Annotated in this window: 18 protein-coding genes; 9 read left to right on the top strand and 9 right to left on the bottom strand. The window is 64.9% G+C overall.

The window, feature by feature from the left end:
* Positions 1-15 precede the first annotated feature (15 nt).
* A complete protein-coding gene (locus OH764_RS09245; RefSeq protein ID WP_498846565.1) occupies positions 16-1,026 on the top strand; it encodes a LysR family transcriptional regulator in 1,011 nt (336 codons plus the stop codon).
* Positions 1,027-1,039: 13 nt separating this feature from the next.
* Here the strand turns inward: OH764_RS09245 and OH764_RS09240 are convergent, their stop codons facing one another.
* From OH764_RS09240 to OH764_RS09205, 8 genes are all read right to left on the bottom strand, one after another.
* On the bottom strand, positions 1,040-1,429 hold the full coding sequence (locus OH764_RS09240) for a cupin domain-containing protein (RefSeq protein WP_498846564.1): 390 nt from the start codon (positions 1,427-1,429) through the stop codon (positions 1,040-1,042).
* Positions 1,430-1,546: 117 nt separating this feature from the next.
* On the bottom strand, positions 1,547-2,464 hold the full coding sequence (locus OH764_RS09235; protein WP_498846563.1) for an AraC family transcriptional regulator: 918 nt from the start codon (positions 2,462-2,464) through the stop codon (positions 1,547-1,549).
* Positions 2,461-2,691, bottom strand: a complete 231-nt coding sequence (locus OH764_RS09230) for a DUF2795 domain-containing protein (protein ID WP_087752555.1) — start codon at positions 2,689-2,691, stop codon at positions 2,461-2,463. Before OH764_RS09230 ends, OH764_RS09235 begins: the two co-directional genes overlap by 4 nt.
* Before the next feature lie 336 nt (positions 2,692-3,027).
* Positions 3,028-3,282, bottom strand: coding sequence for a hypothetical protein (locus OH764_RS09225; protein WP_498846562.1), 255 nt, complete (start codon positions 3,280-3,282; stop codon positions 3,028-3,030).
* Between the two features lie 248 nt (positions 3,283-3,530).
* Positions 3,531-4,868 carry a C45 family peptidase gene (locus OH764_RS09220; RefSeq protein WP_498846561.1) on the bottom strand — a complete coding sequence of 446 codons (1,338 nt, stop codon included), beginning with the start codon at positions 4,866-4,868 and terminating at the stop codon, positions 3,531-3,533.
* 147 nt (positions 4,869-5,015) lie between these two features.
* Positions 5,016-6,749 (bottom strand): ClcB-like voltage-gated chloride channel protein, encoded by a 1,734-nt coding sequence (locus OH764_RS09215; RefSeq protein WP_498846560.1) that lies wholly within the window; start codon positions 6,747-6,749, stop codon positions 5,016-5,018.
* 113 nt (positions 6,750-6,862) lie between these two features.
* A complete protein-coding gene (locus tag OH764_RS09210) occupies positions 6,863-7,600 on the bottom strand; it encodes a glutathione S-transferase (RefSeq protein ID WP_498846559.1) in 738 nt (245 codons plus the stop codon).
* A gap of 159 nt (positions 7,601-7,759) precedes the next feature.
* Positions 7,760-8,848 carry a YeiH family protein gene (locus tag OH764_RS09205; RefSeq protein WP_498846558.1) on the bottom strand — a complete coding sequence of 363 codons (1,089 nt, stop codon included), beginning with the start codon at positions 8,846-8,848 and terminating at the stop codon, positions 7,760-7,762.
* A gap of 116 nt (positions 8,849-8,964) precedes the next feature.
* Between OH764_RS09205 and OH764_RS09200 the strand changes: the two genes are divergently transcribed.
* The 8 genes from OH764_RS09200 to OH764_RS09165 all read left to right on the top strand — a co-directional run bounded on the left by OH764_RS09200 (position 8,965) and on the right by OH764_RS09165 (position 16,926).
* Entirely contained in the window at positions 8,965-9,855 is an 891-nt protein-coding gene (locus OH764_RS09200) for a LysR family transcriptional regulator (protein ID WP_408410625.1), read from the top strand.
* Positions 9,856-10,030: 175 nt separating this feature from the next.
* Complete coding sequence (locus OH764_RS09195) at positions 10,031-10,804, top strand: IolE/MocC family protein (protein WP_498846557.1); 774 nt, start codon at positions 10,031-10,033, stop codon at positions 10,802-10,804.
* Positions 10,805-10,891: 87 nt separating this feature from the next.
* Entirely contained in the window at positions 10,892-11,881 is a 990-nt protein-coding gene (locus tag OH764_RS09190; RefSeq protein ID WP_498846556.1) for a sugar kinase, read from the top strand.
* Positions 11,882-12,049: 168 nt separating this feature from the next.
* Complete coding sequence (locus OH764_RS09185) at positions 12,050-13,339, top strand: MFS transporter (protein WP_498846555.1); 1,290 nt, start codon at positions 12,050-12,052, stop codon at positions 13,337-13,339.
* Positions 13,340-13,343: 4 nt separating this feature from the next.
* The gene (locus tag OH764_RS09180) at positions 13,344-14,309 is read left to right on the top strand and encodes a 2-hydroxyacid dehydrogenase (RefSeq protein WP_498846554.1); all 966 of its coding nucleotides are present in this window, start codon (positions 13,344-13,346) and stop codon (positions 14,307-14,309) included.
* 64 nt (positions 14,310-14,373) lie between these two features.
* Positions 14,374-15,456, top strand: coding sequence for a LacI family DNA-binding transcriptional regulator (locus tag OH764_RS09175; RefSeq protein ID WP_498846553.1), 1,083 nt, complete (start codon positions 14,374-14,376; stop codon positions 15,454-15,456).
* Between the two features lie 119 nt (positions 15,457-15,575).
* A complete protein-coding gene (locus OH764_RS09170) occupies positions 15,576-16,445 on the top strand; it encodes a YhfC family intramembrane metalloprotease (RefSeq protein ID WP_498846552.1) in 870 nt (289 codons plus the stop codon).
* Between the two features lie 115 nt (positions 16,446-16,560).
* Entirely contained in the window at positions 16,561-16,926 is a 366-nt protein-coding gene (locus OH764_RS09165) for a DUF3022 domain-containing protein (protein WP_020070234.1), read from the top strand.
* A 5-nt stretch (positions 16,927-16,931) separates the two neighbouring features.
* On the opposite strand, the gene OH764_RS09160 is transcribed toward OH764_RS09165, so the two are convergent.
* Positions 16,932-17,369, bottom strand: coding sequence for a PGDYG domain-containing protein (locus OH764_RS09160; RefSeq protein ID WP_498846551.1), 438 nt, complete (start codon positions 17,367-17,369; stop codon positions 16,932-16,934).
* Positions 17,370-17,541: the final 172 nt, after the last annotated feature.

Raw genomic sequence — 17,541 nt, 5'->3', positions numbered from 1 at the left:
GGCAGGAGTCGTCCCATGAATCAATTGCAGTCGATGCGCGTGTTCGTCAAGGTGGCGGACCTCGGCAGTTTCGTCCGCGCGGCGGGCGCGCTGGATCTTTCCACCGCTGTCGTCACCCGCCATGTGGCGGATCTGGAGGCGCGTCTCGGCACCCGCCTGCTGAATCGCACCACTCGTCGTCTTTCGCTGACCGAATCGGGCACGACTTATCTGGAGCGCGTGCGCCACATTCTTGACGAGCTCGACGGCGTCGAGCAGATGGTGGTGGCGCGTCATCACGAGCCGGTCGGCACGCTGCGCATCGTGGCGCCGGTCGTCTTTGGGTTGCAGAGCCTCGCGCCGGCGGTCCAGTCGTACACCGCGCGCTATCCCGAGGTGGTGCCCGACGTGACGCTCGCCGACCGTCATGCCGATCTGGTCGAAGAAGGCTTCGACGTGGGTATTCTGGCCGGGCGCCCGGCGCGCAGCGCGAGTATCGTCACGCGTCGGCTGACTACCTGTCAGCTGACGGTCTGTGCGACGCCTGCCTACCTGACCCAGCACGGCACGCCGACGCGGCCGGAAGATCTGCTGGGTCATCCGTGCCTGAGCCGGCCGCCCGAGCAGGGCGGCGAGGAGCGTGTGTTCAGCGGGCCGGAAGGGCTCGTCCGCGTGAGGCCCGCGACCGCGATTGCCGCGAACAATAGCGAAATGCTTCGGCAATTCGCGCTGCTCGGCATGGGCGTGGCTATTCTGCCGAGCTATCTGATCGCGCGCGACCTCGCGTTTGGACGGCTCGTCGAACTGCTCGGCGACTACCGTCTGCCGGAAATCGAGATCACGATCGCTTATCCAAGCCGCCTGCACTTGCCCGCGAAGGTGCGCACTTTCGTCGATCACCTCGTCGAGCATTTCCAGTCGGACGCGACGGCGCCCGCGCGCGATTCGCGACGCGCGAAGCCGGCGCGCCCAACTGCCGGCGCGGTCTGTCAGCCGTGGCCGCGCCCGCCTGCAAACGCGCCGCTGTCGGCGCCGTTGCCTGCATAGCGGCTAGTCGCGCTCAGATCCACAGGTCGTTGGCCGCCGTGCGTTCGTTGGTTTCGTCGCCGGTGTTTTTGACGCCGCGCGGCTCGATCAGCAGCAGCTTGACCTCGCGTTCGGCGAACGGCTTGTGCTCGGTGCCTTTCGGCACGACGAACATTTCGCCCGCCGACAGCATCACAAAGCCGTCGCGCATGTCGATGCGCAACTGGCCGTCCAGCACGATGAAAGTTTCGTCCGTGTCCGCATGCTGGTGCCACACGAAATCGCCCTCGATGCGCACGACCTTGAACTGGTAGTCGTTCATCTCCGCGACGACCCGCGCTTGCCATTGATCGCTGAAAAGCGCGAGCTTGTCAGCGAAATTGATCGCGCGGTAGGTTTTCTGGGTTGGCTGAGTATCCGACATGCTGTGCTCCTTCTCCAAGATGATTGACGTCTCTGGAACGAGCGTACTGCGCGAAGTGCCGGCGAGTCTTGAACGTTTGTGGGCGAGCGCCGCGCGCGACGCGCGGCATTCTCGCGCCTAGCGCGTGGCTGGCGATGTCGCCCCGACCATATTGAGCCACTGTGCGGGCGCCACGCCCCATGCACGCTTGAAGTGCCGCGTCATGTGACTCTGGTCGGAAAAGCCGCTCGCGGCGGAGGCGTCGGCGAGCGGCATGCCGGCCAGCGCGAGTTGACGCACGAGGTCGAGACGCCGCATCGTGAGGTAACGGTGCGGGCTAGTGCCGAACAGCGCGCGGAAATCGTGCGACAGGCTCCATCGGTCGCGTCCTGCGGCCGCCGCGAGTTCGTCGAGCGTCACCGTGTGTTCGAGCGACGCCAGCAGATACTCGCGGGCACGGCGGGCAGCGGCGTAATCCACCGGGCGGCGCACGGGCCGGGTGCCCGCTGCGGCGTCAAGCGCCGTCGCCAGTTCGTAGAGCCCGTCGTCCTGTTCCAACGGATCCATCGCGCGGTCCATGCTGCGCAACAGGTTTTCCGTGGCCGCGAAAAGACGCGGGTCGTTCGACAGGCCGCCATGCACGAAGGGCAGGGGCTTGCCGCCGAGCGCCTGCTGGAAGAGAGCCGGGTCGACATAAACCATGCGGTAACGGAAACCTTCGCCGGTGCCGGCTTGGCCGTCGTGCGGTTCATCCGGATGCAGCACCATGGTGCCGCCGGGCAAACTGTGGCGCAGGCTGCCGCGATAGCGGAAGCTTTGCACGCCAGCCAGCGTGCGGCCGATCGCGTAGGTATCGTGGCGGTGCATCGCATAGCCGGCACCGTGGAAAAACGCCTCGATTCTTTCGATGCCGCCTGCGCCATGTCTGTCGCCGCGCCCCGAGCCGCCGGGCGGGCCGCCCGTGCCGCCGGATTGCGGCGAGCGATAGATCCAGTCCGCGCCGCGCCGTTCCAGCGGTGCGGCGAGGCGTCGAGGCGCCTTTGCGTGTTCGCTCACGCGCTCAGACCTGGTCCGTAATTGCCGCCGATCAGTTTCGTGACCGACGCGACGTCGGCGTAATCCTGCTCGGGCAGGCCGTCGAGCATCGACAGGACCTCGTTGCTCGCGCCGGCTTCGCGCGCGGCGTCGACCAGAGCGTCCTTGTTAGCCGGGAAGTGGACGTCGCTGAGCACGTCGGAAATCTGCAAGTCGATGGATTCCCCGGGGATGGACGATGTCGTCATGCAAGCTCCTGTTGGTACGGTTGGGCGGGATTGGCGTTCGTTCGGCGTCTGTTGTTGCGTATTGTCGCCGGATTGGCGGGTAACTGCCGCTGCTTGCCGCTCAAGAATCCGAAATTTTCGCGTCGTCTCGAGTTCGCTCAAGCTCTTTTTCGAGACGCTCGGAGGCCGTCAGAGCCGGTCGAGCAGGAGGGGCGGTGTCGCTAGTCGAGCTTAGCGCGCTTTTCCTCCCGCTAGGTACCGCTCGGGGCCGCTCGGTCCCGCTTGCCCGCGCCCCGCCACGATTCCTCGCGCTTCCTTACGACCAGCCAGAAAAGCGCCATAGCTCCAACGCCGCGCTCAGGTCTGCAGCCGCTCGCTGTGCGCCGCGAAGCCTCGTTCGGGATGTCGCGATTTCGGCAACACGATATGTTGCCATTCCTGTGGACGATTCTCGTCCATGACCGCCACCTCCGGCGCCGGCGGGGCGACGGGTGCGGCGTTGGCGGTTTCGGCAAGGGCGTTCGCGGCCATGCCGTCCGGCGCCGTATGAACCGGCGCGGCAAAGCACGAAGCGGACAGCATCACCATGGTCAACAGTGTCGAGGTTTTCATGCCCGACCTCCTAAGCTCATGCGGCGGTAACGGTTGAGCAAGTGCTGTGCCGTCCACGCACCAAAGAATGGCGCAAGCCGCGCATGGTCCGGGCCTGCAGGCCGCGCGCTTTCGTCATGCCCGACGCGCAAATCCTTCAACCCGCGCTTCGCGACCACTCATTGTAGATCGCCGATAATGGCGCGGGAATGGCAGCCCGATTGCGGATGCGCCCCAAGCGCCCACCCGAGCCGCAACGAACGCCCCAGCTAGCGCAAAATCTCAAACCGGGTCCACGGCCATGACGGCCGGTCCCGCATATAGCCGTTCAGCCAGTTCCACTGCGGATGCCGTTTCATGAACGCCTGGGCGTCGAACGGCCGCCCGCACGGATGACCCCAGCGCGCGGCGAACGCCATTTCTCGGGCCATCTCGCTGTCGATCACCTTGCCGTCGTTCGCGCCCCAAGGGTTGAAAGGTCCGTGATCCGAGCCGCCGAAGCGCGCGTCATCCAGTTCGAGATGCCCGCAGATCGTGCGCGAGCACGGGTTGTCGCTGCGATCCAGATAGACGTCGTGATGATCGGCGATCATCGCCTTGGCGAGTTCCACGTCGATTTTGCCGTGGTGCATTTCCTCCAGCTGCATGAAGCGCAAACGTCGCGCGCCGTTTTTGCGCACGTCCGTATAGTCTTCGCCTTCGCCGATGCACTCCTGGTTGCGGATCTTCAGATCGGTCGCCGTGTTGTAGCCGCTGTAAAAACCGTTCTTCGTGCTTTCAAAGCCGGAATAGTGCAGCCCCAGTTCGTAGCGCGCGATTTCGCCGGTCTTCGTGTCGCCCAGCAGCCAGCTGTTCGCGTAACCGCCGTTGTTCGCAATCGAGAACATCTCGCACCATTCGCCGATGCTGTTCGCGTACTGCGACGCCCGCCGCGAGCGGTAGAACTCGGGCGCGCCTGCCGCGTTGTAGCCCACGAAGTTCGATATGGTGGTTTCGGTCACCATCAATCCGGCTTCCGTCACCCAGAAATCGGTGAGGCTCGAAATGCAGCCTGGCACGCCCTGCATCAGGATCCGGTTGCCCCGGTCCGGCACGATGTCGAACACGACATTGAATGCGTCGCCGGCGGCATAGCGGTCCCAGGAATTGTGCGCCATCACGATGCGGCCGTCGCGGGTCGCATTGCCCGTTGCGATGAACGCGCTGCAATGATGGCCGCGCCGACCGCGCCACGGTTTGAGCCCCAGGCTCGGTTTCTGCTCGGCCGCGTGCGCGGGCCACCAGCTTTGGAGTAGATCCATGTAGCCGTTCCAGGCGAGCACTTCGGCGAACGGCAGCTTTGCGCCGTCGGCAATGCCCTGGATTTCATCGGCGAATTCGGTGTCGAGCTTGCTGGCGAACTGGGAGACGGCGGCTTCGACGAACGTGTCGAAATCTTCCCCTGTGTCCCACTTCGCGAGGTAGCGGGCGGTTCGGATAGCGTTGTGAATTTCCGCGGAAAGCAACTGGCCGTGCTGTTCGCCGCGATCGTACGGCTCGCCTTCGATGTGCAGGAAAATCCAGCCCGCCTGGTCGCGGCGTACAGCGTCGAGGGACGGTTCGCTCATCTTCGCTCCGATCGAATGGCGGGCGTCCCGGCGCGCCCGTCTTCGCGTAACTGCACTGCGGCGCGTGACCGCAGCGTCTTCTCATTGTAGAGAATTTGTCGTGCTTTGCATGGCGCGGCCCGCGTGCCGCGCCCGCGCCGACCGGCGTCAGCGCGTCGGATTCATGCGGAAATACGCGTCGAGCAGCGACGTCTTATAGACCACGCCCGCGAGGCGCGGATGCGCGGCGCTTTCGACAACCGGCAGCCGCTCGCCCTGGAAAGCCATGAAGTGCTGCAACGCGACGCCGAGCGGCATGTCGGGCGTGAGCACGTCGAAATGCGGCTGAAGATAGTCGGCGGCCGTTCGTGTCGAGGTGTCGCGCTTGTCGAGCAGGTCGGAGGTGATGTCCTTCAGTGCGACCACGCCGAGAAACGCGCCCGATTCGTTCGCCACATACAGATACTTGACCGGATATTCGAGGAACACCCGCGTCATGTCGTGCACGGTCGCATTGGGCGGCACGACGGTTTGCGCGGGACGGATCAGCTCGCGCATCTGCGTGGCGCGCAGGCGCGTGCGCTCCATTTCTTCCTGATTGCGGCGCAGCGTGATTTCATACATCGAGGTCTTGCCGATCGCGCGCGACACGAAATATGCAACCACGCACGACAGCATCAGCGGCAGCACGACCTGGTAGCTGAGCGTCATCTCGAAGATCATCAGAATCGCCATGAGCGGCGCCTGCGTCGCACCCGCGAGGAAGGCGCCCATGCCGACCATTGCATACGCGAACGGCGCCGAGGTGCCGTGCGGCCACAACCCATGCATGGCGAGGCCGAATAGCGAGCCGACCACCGCGCCGACGAAAAGCGTCGGCGTGAACACACCGCCTACGGCTCCGGAGCCCGCGGTGGCCGCCGTTGCCACCAGCTTGAACACCAGGACGACGACGAGCGCGGTCCACGTCCACGGCGAGTGCAGCACCGAGTTGACGACGCTGTAGCCATTGCCCCAGACCTCCGGCGTCCAGACCGACAGAATGCCGACGACGAGCCCGCCAAGCGCGAGCCGCCCGGGCAGCGGCAACGGCAGCTTGCGGAACAATCTCTTCGAGCCGTCGAGCAGCCGCAAAAACTGCGGCGCCGCCGCGCCGCACAGCAGACCGAGCGCGACGAACAGCAGCACTTCGATGCCCGCCACCGGCGGAAACACCGGCATTTCGTACGGCGGTTTGTAACCAGCGAACTCACGCATCGTGATATTGGCGACGACGGCGGCGACCACGACCGGCCCGAAGCTTTCCATTGCGATCGAGCCGAGCACGATTTCAGTGACGAAGAACGCGCCCGCGATCGGCGCGTTATACGCCGATGTGATGCCCGCCGCCGCGCCGCACGCGACCAGCAAACGCAGCCGCGGCGGGTCGAAGTGGACCCAGCGTCCGATCAGCGAGGCGGCGAGCGCGGCCAGCTGGACCATCGGACCTTCGCGGCCGATCGAACCGCCGCTCGAGATCGTGAACAGCGACGAGAGGCTGCGCCACAGGCTCAGCTTCACGGGCACCACGCCGTCGCCGATCGCCACCGCCTCCATGTAGTCGATGTGATTGCACTTGTCCGCGTGACGCTGCGCGATCAGCAACAGGAAACCGGCGACGAGCCCGCCCGCCGCCGGCAGCCAGATCCGCACCGTCCACGGCAGGCTGCGGGCCATTTCCACGAAGCTGCCGGACTTGCCGGCGACCAGCAGTTGCAGCAACTCGATGCCCTGACGGAACGCGATCGTCGCAAAGGCGCCCGCGACGCCGACGACCACGGACCAGACCAGCATCGTATGGGCGTCCGAGAGACGGAAAAGGTCATGAGCGCGGGTGCGCAGCTTCAGCAGGAATGAGAGCACGTCGACGGTACGGGGCGTGATGAAAAGTTAGAAAAGCGCACACGACAACAGCAGCGCGCCCGCTGGACGAAGCGGGCGCGATGCCGGGCATGAGCGGGGAATCGCGGCGCGGGTCATGCCGCCGCCTTGTCGAGTTCGGGATAGTGCCTGAAGATGCACGCTTCGTTATGCGCGAGGCGGCGCTCCGATTGCAGGTACGCGGCGATGTTCGGCCGCTCCTTCACGGCCGCGTGCAATGCGGCGAGCCGCGGGTAGTGCTCGCCGAAGCGCTTCAACGCGCGCGGGAACGCATACAGCAGCCCGTCGATCAGCTGGAACATGGACAGATCGACGTAGGTCAGCGAGTCGCCCACCATGAATGTATCGCCGGCGGGATTCTGCTTCAGCACGCGCTCGAAGTACTTCATGAACTTCGGAATCCGGTTGTCGATAAAGTCGTGCGCACGCGCCTTCGCCGCGTCTTTCTGATCTTCGTAATAGAGGTTGCTTGCGAGCGGATGATGCGTGTCGTGCGCTTCGGTGACCACGTCGGCGATTGTCAATTGCAAGCCGTTTGCCACGTAACGCAGGCTCTCCCCAGAGGGCGCGAGGTTCAGGCGCGGACCCAGATAGAACAGGATGTTCGCGGTCTGCGAGATCACCAGGTCGCCGTCTTTCAGGAACGGCGGCGCGAACGGCGGGTACGGTTCGTCCTTGCTCTTCAGCACCGCCATCATCGCGCCGGTGCCGAGACCTTCGGACGCGTCGCCGCGCGCTACTTCGACATAGTCGGCGCCGGCTTCTTCCAGCGCCAGCCGCACAAATTCGCCACGGCCTTGCAGGCCGTCCCAGTAGTAAAGTTCCAGGCTCATCGATTGGTCCTCATTCCGGTTGCATGAACGCTCGTTCAACGCAGCGCGCACGGCTCGTGCGCCGCTCGGGCAGCCAGTATGCCGCGCGAGCGCACCGGGCGCTCGCGCATAACGCACAAAACCCCGCGCGCGGCGGGGTTGGCTTCTGAGACGAGGGGCTTAGCCGAGGAAGTGCTGGACAGTCCATGTGATTCCGAGTCCGCCCGCAATCAGCCATACATAAAGAATCAAGCCGGTGGTCAGCGCGCGAGGGCCCGCTTGACGAATCTGCGAGAGCCGCGTTTCGATGCCGAGCGCCGTCATGGCCATGGTCAGCGCGAAGGTATCCAGCGTATTCAGCGTCGTAGTGGCGGCTTGCGGCAACACATGCAGCGAGTTGATCACGACGAAAGCGAGGAAGCCGAGTGCGAACCAGGGAATCGCAAGCTTGCCCTGATGAACGGCAGCGCCTTGCTGCGCACCTGCAACTGACGCGTCGCGGCGTGCCGCGCGGTTCACCCACAGCCCCACCAGAAGCAACACCGGCACGAGCAGCATCACGCGAGTCATCTTGACGATGGTGGCGATATGCGTGGCTTCCGGGCTCACGTTGCTCGCCGCGCCGACCACCTGCGCGACTTCGTGAATCGTGCCGCCGAAGAAGAGGCCCGCGCCAACCGTGTCGAGGTGCAGCCAGCCTGCCTTGAACAGAACCGGGTAAAGGAACATGGAAAGCGTTCCGAACAGGACCACACTGCCAACGGCCATCGCGCTCTTGTGCGGCTTGGATTGCAACGTGGACTCGAAGGCGAGCACGGCCGCCGCGCCGCAAATCGCACTGCCGGCAGCCGTAAGGAGCGCCGTGTCCCGGTCCAGCTTCATGATTTTCATGCCGGCCCACGTGCCGATCAGCAGCGTGCTGACGACGATCAGTACCGATTCCGCAAGACCGGGCAGGCCGACTTGGGCGATCTCCTGAAGACTCACTCGCAGTCCGAAGAAAGCGACCGCAATGCGAAGCAGCTTGCGCGCCGAAAAATTGACGCCGGCGGCCCAGCTTGCCGGCATGCCGTCGCGCAGCGCGTTGCCGTAGATTGCTCCCGCGACGATGCCGACGATCAGCGGGCTCAGGCCTAGCCCCGCCACGGCCGGGATTTCGGCAATGCGCGTGACGGCTGCGGCGAACAGCGCGACGAACAGGATGCCGTTGAGTTGCCCGCGGGTTGACGACTGTTCGGAGGTAGCGGCGGTGAGTCGAGCGGTGGTCATGGTTGCAGCCTCTGGGACTGACTGGATCGGATAGCTCTAATCCTAATTTAGATATATGGATATGAAAAATCGTCATTTAGAATGACAAGTATCAGCGAATCCGATATTTTCATACGATGACCCCCGATCAGCTTATAACGTTTGCCGCAGTCGCCGAGCACCTGAATATCAGCCGGGCGGCGGTGGCGTTGCATCTGTCGCAGCCCGCGGTGTCTGGGCAACTGCGCCAGCTTCAGGATGAGTTCGGCGAGCCGCTCTATCAGCGCGAAGGGCGCGGCGTGCGCCTGACCCCGGCCGGCGAGCAACTGGCGAGCTATGCCGCGCGGCTGCGCGACACGTGGCGGCAGGCTCATGCATATAGAGACGCGTTGCGAGGTCTTGAGCAGGGCACGCTGCGGATCGGCGCGACTACGACGCCTGCGAGCTACCTGCTGCCGTATCTGATCGCTGATTTTCACCGGCGATATCCGGAAGTGGCGCTGCATACGGCCGACGGCAATACGACCGACATCGTCGGCGCGCTGGGATCGGTGGATATCGCGTTGATCGAAGGTCCGGTCGGCGCGGATCTGCCGCCGGACACCGCAGTTCACGCGTGGCGCGAAGACGAGATCGTCGCGATCATGCCGCGCGCGCATCCGCTTGCAGCGTCCGCGTCGGGGGCTGGCGTCGATCTCGCGGCGCTCGGTGCGGAGCCGCTGATCGTGCGCGAGGCGGGGTCGGGCGTGCGCCAGATTGTCGAGCGCGCGTTCGCCCGCGCAGGCGTGCCGATGCGCGTGGCGCTGGAAATAGCGGGTGTTGAAGGCGTGAAGGAAGCAGTGCGAGCCGGTATGGGCATCGGCTTCGTCTCGGCGATGTCAATGCGGCACGAAGACGGCGCATTGCGCGTGTTTTCGCTCAGCCCCGAGCCGTTGACGCGACGGCTGTCTATTGTCGTGCCGCACGCGAGCGCGCCGTCGCGCGTGGTGCAGCAGTTTCTTGCGCTTTGTCTCGCAGATGGCGCTTGAGTTATCGAACCGGTGGGCATGCTCCAACCGCCGCCGCCTGGGGATTTCCACTATGGTGCGCGGCGCGCGCCTCGGCGCAATATTCGGGCATTGCAAGCGCTTCGGCGCTTTTTTGAAAAATGCTTTTGGAACCGGTTCCAAGACGCAGAAGCAGCGCAAATAACGGTAGCCATAGATGACAGATGCAGTGGAAATAGCGATTGTCGCGAGCGCCTTTGGCGCCGATGCAGTGCGCACGGCGGGTCATCGCAAGTGGGCGGAGGCGAGCAAGCGCGCCGGCGCGGCCGGTTTCGAAGTGCGTCGGGAGCTGTTCGGTTACGAGGCCGACGCCTCGCTGTTGCGCCTTCGGGAACTGGGCAAGCAGATTGCGGAATTGGGTTTGTGGTCCGTGTATTCGACGCCGGCTTCGCTCTACGCGGAAGGCGGCCGGCTCGACGCCGCCGCGTTGCGCCTCGCGCTGGACGAAGCGCTCGCGCTCGGCGCGCGCCTCGTGAAACTGCAACTCGGCGGTTTTGCTAGCGAGGCGCACGGCGATGCAATCGCCGCGCAGTTGCAAGGCGCGGACGTGCGGCTCGTCGTCGAAAACGGGCAACTGGCGCAGGGCGGCTCGCTGTCGCAATTCGTCGGCCTGTTCGACGCACTCGAGCGTGAAGGCCGCGCAGATGTCCTCGGCATGACTTTCGACGTCGGCAACTGGGCGTGGTGCGGTGTGTCGTCGCTGGACGCAGCCGTGGCGCTGGCGCCTTACGTCGAGTACGTGCACTGCAAGGTCGCGGCAGGCGAGGGCGCACGGCGGTTTGCGGCGGCGCCTGCCGTCGACGACGCCCGCTTTGCCGACGTGCTGCACCGACTGCCGCGCCACGTGCCGCGCGGAATCGAGTTTCCATTCGACGCCGCCTGTATCGACGAAGACGCGGCGCGCCGCGTCGCGTGGCTGGCTGCCGCGTGAGCGGCGAGTAGAACCTGAGAGAAGCAGCAACGAGCGCGGAAACACACCGGCAGCGGCGACAAGCCCGACGCACACGCAGGAGCGAACATGAGCAACACAAGCGCAGCACTGGACATCATCACCTACGGCGAAGCAATGGCCATGTTCGTGGCGACCGAGACTGGCCCGCTCGCGAGCGTCGGCCATTTCACGAAACGCATTGCGGGCGCCGACCTGAATGTCGCGATCGGTCTCGCGCGGCTCGGCTTCAAGGTGGGCTGGATGAGCCGCGTGGGCAACGATTCATTCGGCCAGTATGTGCGCGACACGCTGACCAAAGAAGGCATAGACCAGCGTTGCGTGAGCACCGACGAGCGCTACCCGACCGGTTTCCAGTTGAAGTCGAAGAACGATGACGGCAGCGACCCGGCAGTCGAATACTTCCGTCGGGGTTCGGCGGCGAGCCATCTTTCGGTCGCCGACTACGTGGCCGACTATGTGTTGCCCGCGCGTCATCTCCATCTGACGGGCGTCGCGCCCGCGATCTCGGCGAGCTCGCGCGAACTTGCATTTCATCTGGCACGTGAAATGCGCGCAGCCGGCAAAACCATTTCGTTCGATCCGAACTTGCGCCCGACGCTGTGGCCGTCGCGCGCCGCGATGGTGGAAGGTCTGAACGCGCTCGCCGCGCTAGCCGACTGGGTGCTGCCCGGCATCGGCGAGGGGGAGATTCTGACCGGCTATACGAAGCCCGACGACATCGCGAAGTTTTATCTGGAGCGGGGCGCGCGCGGCGTGATCGTCAAGCTCGGCGCCGAGGGCGCGTACTTTCGCACCGCCGATGATGCCGGCGTGATTGCCGGCCAGCCGGTCGCGAAGGTTGTCGATACGGTCGGCGCGGGCGATGGCTTCGCGGTCGGCGTGATCAGCGCGCTGCTCGAAGGCAGGACGTTGCCGCAGGCCGTCGCGCGCGGCAACCGCATCGGCGCGCTGGCGATTCAGGTGATCGGCGATTCAGAAGGGCTGCCGGGCCGCGCCGAACTCGATGCGCTCGAACGCGCCGACCTGTCGAACGAGAGCCTTACACGCGCAGCTTGAGGCACGTGCATTGGCAAGCACCGCCGAAAAAAGCATTTCGTAGCCCGACAGCATCGCGGTTCTGAACGGAGCCGCAAGCCGGGCTGCATCGATAACAGCAAGAGCGCTTGGCAAGCGCCGCACAAGCTCAGCTCATCATTGTTTCGGGAAGCCGTTAAGGAGACACCCATGACTTCATCTCTCGCCATTCGCCGCTGGTGGACGATCATGCCGATCGTATTCATCACCTACAGCCTCGCTTACCTCGATCGCGCAAACTACGGTTTCGCGGCGGCGGCCGGCATCAACCAGGACCTCGGCATCAGCAAGGGACTTTCTTCGCTGATCGGCGCGCTGTTCTTCCTCGGCTATTTCTTCTTTCAGATTCCGGGCGCGATCTACGCCGAGCGCCGCAGCGTCAAGAAGCTCGTGTTCTGGAGCCTCGTGCTGTGGGGCGGTTGCGCGGCGCTGACCGGCATGGTCAGCAATATTCCGTCGCTCATGGTGATCCGCTTCGTGCTCGGCGTGGTCGAAGCCGCGGTGATGCCGGCCATGCTGATCTTCATCAGCAACTGGTTCACGAAGAGCGAGCGCTCGCGCGCCAACACGTTTCTGATTCTCGGCAATCCGGTTACGGTGCTGTGGATGTCCGTGGTATCCGGCTATCTCGTGCATTCGTTCGGCTGGCGCAATATGTTCATCGCCGAAGGCATTCCCGCGATTCTGTGGGCGGTGTGCTGGTGGTTCATCGTGCAGGACAAACCGCAGCAGGTGTCCTGGCTCACGCAGCAGCAGAAGGACGATCTTGCGCAAACGCTGCGAGCCGAGCAGGCCGCGATCAAGCCGGTGCGCAATTACAGCGAAGCGTTCCGCTCGTCGGCTGTGATCAAGCTGTGCGCGCAGTACTTCTGCTGGAGCATCGGCGTCTATGGTTTCGTGCTGTGGCTGCCGTCGATCCTGAAGAACGGCTCCACGCTCGGCATGGTCGAGACCGGCTGGCTGTCGGCGCTGCCGTATCTCGCCGCGACCATCGCGATGCTTGCGGCGTCGTGGGCATCGGATAAACTCAACCGCCGTAAAGTGTTCGTCTGGCCGTTCCTGCTGATCGGCGCGATTGCGTTCGCGGCGTCGTATGCGCTGGGCTCCACGCATTTCTGGCTGTCGTATGCGTCGCTCGTGATTGCAGGCGCCGCGATGTACGCGCCGTACGGCCCGTTCTTCGCGATCGTGCCGGAACTGCTGCCGAAGAACGTCGCGGGCGGCGCGATGGCGTTGATCAACAGCATGGGCGCGCTCGGTTCGTTCGTCGGCTCGTATGTGGTCGGTTATCTGAACGGCGCGACTGGGACGCCCGCGGCATCGTATGCATTCATGAGCGTGGCGCTGATCGCCGCGGTGATCCTCACGCTGATCGTCAAGCCGCAACAGCAGACGGTTGAAACGCCGCACAAGCTCGCCACACCGTTGCAAGGAAAATAAGCCGATGAAGAAGATCGTCGCCTGGAAGTCACTGCCTGAAGATGTGCTCGCGTATCTGCAACAGCACGTGGAAGTCGTGCAGGTGGATCCCGCCCAGCATGACGCGCTCGTCGCCGCTTTGTGCGACGCGGACGGCGGCATCGGCGCGAGCGTGAAGATAACGCCGGCGATGCTGGAAGGCGCGACGCGGTTAAAGGCGCTGTCGACGATCTCCGTCGGCTTCGATCAGTTCGATGTCGCCGATCTCACGCAGCGCGGCATCGTGCTCGCGCATACGCCGGACGTGTTGACGGAATCGACCGCCGACACGGTCTTTTCGCTGATTCTCGCGTCGGCGCGCCGCGTGGTCGAACTCGCCGCATGGGTCAAGGCGGGGCAGTGGCAGCACAGCATCGGGCCCGCGCAATTCGGCGTGGACGTGCAGGGCAAGACGCTCGGCATCGTCGGGCTCGGGCGCATTGGCGGCGCGGTCGCGCGGCGCGCGGCGCTCGGCTTCAACATGAAGGTGCTCTACACGAACCGCAGCGCGAACCGCGAGGCGGAAGACGCTTACGGCGCGCGGCGCGTCGAGTTGCCGGAACTGCTCGCCAACGCCGACTTCGTCTGTCTGCAGGTGCCGCTCACGCCGCAAACGCGGCACATGATCGGCGCGAAGGAACTCAGCTCGATGAAGAAAAGCGCGATTCTTATCAATGCGTCGCGCGGTGCGACCGTCGACGAAATCGCACTGATCGAGGCGCTGCAAAACGGCACGATTCACGGCGCGGGTCTCGACGTGTTCGAGACCGAGCCGCTGCCGGCCGACTCGCCGCTTCTCAAGCTGGCAAATGTGGTGGCGCTGCCGCATATCGGTTCGGCGACGCACGAGACGCGCCATGCGATGGCGCGCAACGCTGCAGAAAATCTCGTCGCCGCGCTGAACGGCACGCTCACGATCAACATTGTCAATCGCGAAGTGCTGCAACAGTGAAGAGCGCCGTGAATAAGCGTTTGCCTGCCGGCGCGTGCGTCGCGCGCTGGACTGCGTGGCTCCGATGAGCACTGCGCCGACTCGCCAGGCCGCACCGCGCCGCGCAACGATCACCGATGTCGCGCGCGAAGCGGGCACCGGCAAAACCAGCATCTCGCGATATCTGAACGGCGAGATGAGTGTGTTGTCGCCGGAGTTGCGCGCGCGTATCGAGGCCGCTATCGAACGGCTCGACTATCAGCCCAACCAGATGGCGCGGGGGCTAAAGCGTGGCCGCAACCGGCTGATCGGCATGCTGCTCGCCGACCTCACCAATCCCTACACCGTCGAGGTGCTGCAAGGCGTCGAAGCCGCGTGCCACGCGCTCGGCCTGATGCCGCTCATCTGCCATGCGGCCAACGAAGTGGAAATGGAGCGGCGCTATCTGCAATTGCTGACCACGTACCGCGTCGAAGGCGTGATCGTGAATGCGCTCGGCGTGCGCGAGGAAACGCTGCGCCCCGTGGGCGGAGGCGGAATCCCGGCGGTGCTGGTGGACCGCTCCGTCGAAGGACTCGTCGCCGATATCGTCGGGCTCGACAACCGGGCGGCTGCGGAACTCGGCACACGTCATCTGCTCGACTGCGGGTTTCGCGACATCTGGTTCGTCGTGCAGCCGTTCGAGCAGGTCAGCTCGCGGCGGCTGCGCGAGGCGGCGTTCCGTGAAGCCATGGCCGCTCATGAAGCGGCGGGCGCGCACACTGCGCGCGGCCACACGCTCGTACTAGATCTCGCGGACGCACAGCAGGCGGATCAAAGCCTCACGGCGCTGGACCGCGCGATCGACGCGTCGAGCGAACACGCGGGCGCCGTCAGCAACGCCGCGCGCGTCGCGGTATTCGCGGCCAATGCGCCCGTCGCGTTACGGCTTGCGCTGCATCTGAAGGCGCGGTACGGCGCCGGCTGGCAGGCACGCGTCGCGCTGCTTTCCATCGACGACCCGGACTGGGCGGAATTGACCGGCGTTACAACCATCCGTCAGCCGACCTACGACATCGGCTACCGGGCGGTAGAGTTCCTGCATGAGCGCATCGAAGGCGTGCAGACGGGCGCGCGCGACTGCCTGTTGCCGGGCGAACTGATCGTCCGCGCGTCGACGTCAAGTTGACGTGAAGGCCATCGCTTGAGCCGACGTCCGCGCGAGCTTCCAGGCCGATTTTCCGCCGATCTGCGATGATTCGGGCTGCGGCGCGCAGCGGTTGCGCGCCTGTCATCGCAAGGAAACTCATGGTTGTTGCACCGCTTACCCTGTCGAGCCTCGTCCTCGCGACGCTGCTGGTCGCCGCTTTGCCCTTTGTCCTTTACCGCCGCCTGCGCCGGCCGCTCGCGCTAAAGCCGCGCGACGCGATCGCCGGCATCGCCGTGTTCGCGTTGTTCGCCATGGTGATCGAGCGCGCGTTGAACGACTACATGCTGCATCGGAACGAGGCGACGGCCACCTTTCTGTCGAATCCGCTCGCGTTCGTCGTCTACGGTGCGCTCGCGGCAGGCATCTGCGAGGAAGTGGGGCGCTTCATCGGCATGCGCCTGCTGATGAAACGTGCGGCGGCTAGTGCTGCGGCGAAGGCTGCCGCGAGTGCGTCAGCGGTGGCTTCAACGACGCACGCTACGCGCACCGATGACGGCACCGCGCTCACCTACGGCCTCGGTCATGGCGGCGCGGAAGCGTGGCTCGTCGGCGTGCTGGTGCAGATTCAATGGATTCTGTTTGCGGTGCTGGAAAATCGCGGTGAACTGGACGGTTATCTGAGCAACCTGCCGACCGAATCGTTGATGCGCATCCATCTGATACTCGCCAGCCTGACGCCGCAAACAGCCGGTATCTTTGCGCTCGAACGCGTCGCCGCGCTGATTTTTCAGATCGGCTTGTCGGTGCTGATGTGGCGCGGCCTGCGGGCGGGCTGGCGCGGGATCCTGCCGCTCGCTATCGTGTTGCATGCGCTCGTGGACGTGCCCGCCGCACTGTTCCAGGCGCAACTCGTGCCGCTTGCCGCAGTCGATGCCGTCTATGCATTAGGAGCGCTCGTCGTAGCGGGGCTGCTGTTCCGGGTGTTCAGGCGGCCGGGCGCCGAGCGCATGTCGGAACTGCCTCGCTAGCGCAGCGGTGCAATACAGCCGGTGCTTTACAGCCCGTGCTCACAGCCTGTGCTCGCGGTCGCTGCTTTACAATCGGCCGCCTGCTACGGCTGGATTACTCTCTTTCGGCACATCCATGGAAGCTTACCAATACGACTGCGCGAATCCTGAGTTCGAGGAACTGGCGCGCGTTATCAGCGATCTCTTTCCAGAGCAGACACAGTTTATCCAACGGCCGGCCGAAGACGGCACGCCGACGCTCGCGATTCACTGGGTGGCCATGCGCTTCGGCGCGGCCGCACGGCGTATCGTGATGACGGTGGAAATCGCGCCGGCGGCGCTCGCGCGTTACCGCGCGTTGCCCGCGCGCTTGCGGGGCCGCAGCTTCGCGGTGTTGCGCGCGTATGTGGAGGCGAGCATCGGCTCGCTCGAGGAGCAGTATGCGAACGGCGAAGCGGTGCCGCGCGAAGTCACGGTGGATCTCGGCGACGAGTTCGCGTGACGGTTTCAGTCTGCGAGACGGTAGACCTTCGCGAAGCGCGCGGCCTGCACGACGCCGTAATCGCCCGGCGCGTATTGCATGATCCAGTCGCCGGCCGCGCCACGCAGCACGTCGCCGCCGGTCGCCGAGCGGGCTAGCGAGAACGCATCGTTCATCTGTTTTGCGAGCACGACGGCGGGGCGATTGCGATATGCGCCGGCCTCGCCATGCGAACGTGCTGCGTCGGCCGGAACGTATTTGGCGTCGAAGCGCTCGCGCGAAACGACCCAGCGGTCGCCGGTCGATCCGGTGATCAAGGCGTCACCAGGCAGGTAGCGATTGGGGCCTTCCAGGCTCATCAGTTCGCCGTGCGTGGCGGCGAATTCGACATTCACCGTTTCGTCTTTGACGACACGCCGGGCGGCGGGATCATCGCGCAAGTCGAGGTTTTTCAGATCGTTCATGATGCAGGCAAAGGGTTGTTGACGGCGACGTCGCGACTTCGCGTCGGCTATCGCGGACCTGCATCATGCCAGACGCATCCGGTTGCCGGCCTTTTTGGGCACGTCGGGCACGGTGCGGCAAGAACCGCAACGCGCCCCGTGCCGAAGTTGCGCCAGGCGCGTGTGCCAGATG

Source organism: Burkholderia sp. M6-3 (assembly GCF_050858985.1).
Taxonomy (GTDB): Bacteria; Pseudomonadota; Gammaproteobacteria; order Burkholderiales; family Burkholderiaceae; genus Paraburkholderia; species Paraburkholderia caledonica.
This window is presented reverse-complemented; position numbering and strand designations above follow the sequence as displayed.

What these genes read in the sequence shown, in the direction of transcription:
- OH764_RS09190 (WP_498846556.1), top strand. Translation starts at nt 10,892, where the DNA reads ATGAGCAACACAAGCGCAGCACTGGACATCATCACCTACGGCGAAGCA.
- OH764_RS09245 (WP_498846565.1), top strand. Translation starts at nt 16, where the DNA reads ATGAATCAATTGCAGTCGATGCGCGTGTTCGTCAAGGTGGCGGACCTC.
- OH764_RS09165 (WP_020070234.1), top strand. Translation starts at nt 16,561, where the DNA reads ATGGAAGCTTACCAATACGACTGCGCGAATCCTGAGTTCGAGGAACTG.
- OH764_RS09180 (WP_498846554.1), top strand. Translation starts at nt 13,344, where the DNA reads ATGAAGAAGATCGTCGCCTGGAAGTCACTGCCTGAAGATGTGCTCGCG.
- OH764_RS09160 (WP_498846551.1), bottom strand. Translation starts at nt 17,369, where the DNA reads ATGAACGATCTGAAAAACCTCGACTTGCGCGATGATCCCGCCGCCCGG.
- OH764_RS09200 (WP_408410625.1), top strand. Translation starts at nt 8,965, where the DNA reads ATGACCCCCGATCAGCTTATAACGTTTGCCGCAGTCGCCGAGCACCTG.
- OH764_RS09210 (WP_498846559.1), bottom strand. Translation starts at nt 7,600, where the DNA reads ATGAGCCTGGAACTTTACTACTGGGACGGCCTGCAAGGCCGTGGCGAA.
- OH764_RS09230 (WP_087752555.1), bottom strand. Translation starts at nt 2,691, where the DNA reads ATGACGACATCGTCCATCCCCGGGGAATCCATCGACTTGCAGATTTCC.
- OH764_RS09225 (WP_498846562.1), bottom strand. Translation starts at nt 3,282, where the DNA reads ATGAAAACCTCGACACTGTTGACCATGGTGATGCTGTCCGCTTCGTGC.
- OH764_RS09240 (WP_498846564.1), bottom strand. Translation starts at nt 1,429, where the DNA reads ATGTCGGATACTCAGCCAACCCAGAAAACCTACCGCGCGATCAATTTC.
- OH764_RS09185 (WP_498846555.1), top strand. Translation starts at nt 12,050, where the DNA reads ATGACTTCATCTCTCGCCATTCGCCGCTGGTGGACGATCATGCCGATC.
- OH764_RS09175 (WP_498846553.1), top strand. Translation starts at nt 14,374, where the DNA reads ATGAGCACTGCGCCGACTCGCCAGGCCGCACCGCGCCGCGCAACGATC.
- OH764_RS09170 (WP_498846552.1), top strand. Translation starts at nt 15,576, where the DNA reads ATGGTTGTTGCACCGCTTACCCTGTCGAGCCTCGTCCTCGCGACGCTG.
- OH764_RS09220 (WP_498846561.1), bottom strand. Translation starts at nt 4,868, where the DNA reads ATGAGCGAACCGTCCCTCGACGCTGTACGCCGCGACCAGGCGGGCTGG.
- OH764_RS09195 (WP_498846557.1), top strand. Translation starts at nt 10,031, where the DNA reads ATGACAGATGCAGTGGAAATAGCGATTGTCGCGAGCGCCTTTGGCGCC.
- OH764_RS09205 (WP_498846558.1), bottom strand. Translation starts at nt 8,848, where the DNA reads ATGACCACCGCTCGACTCACCGCCGCTACCTCCGAACAGTCGTCAACC.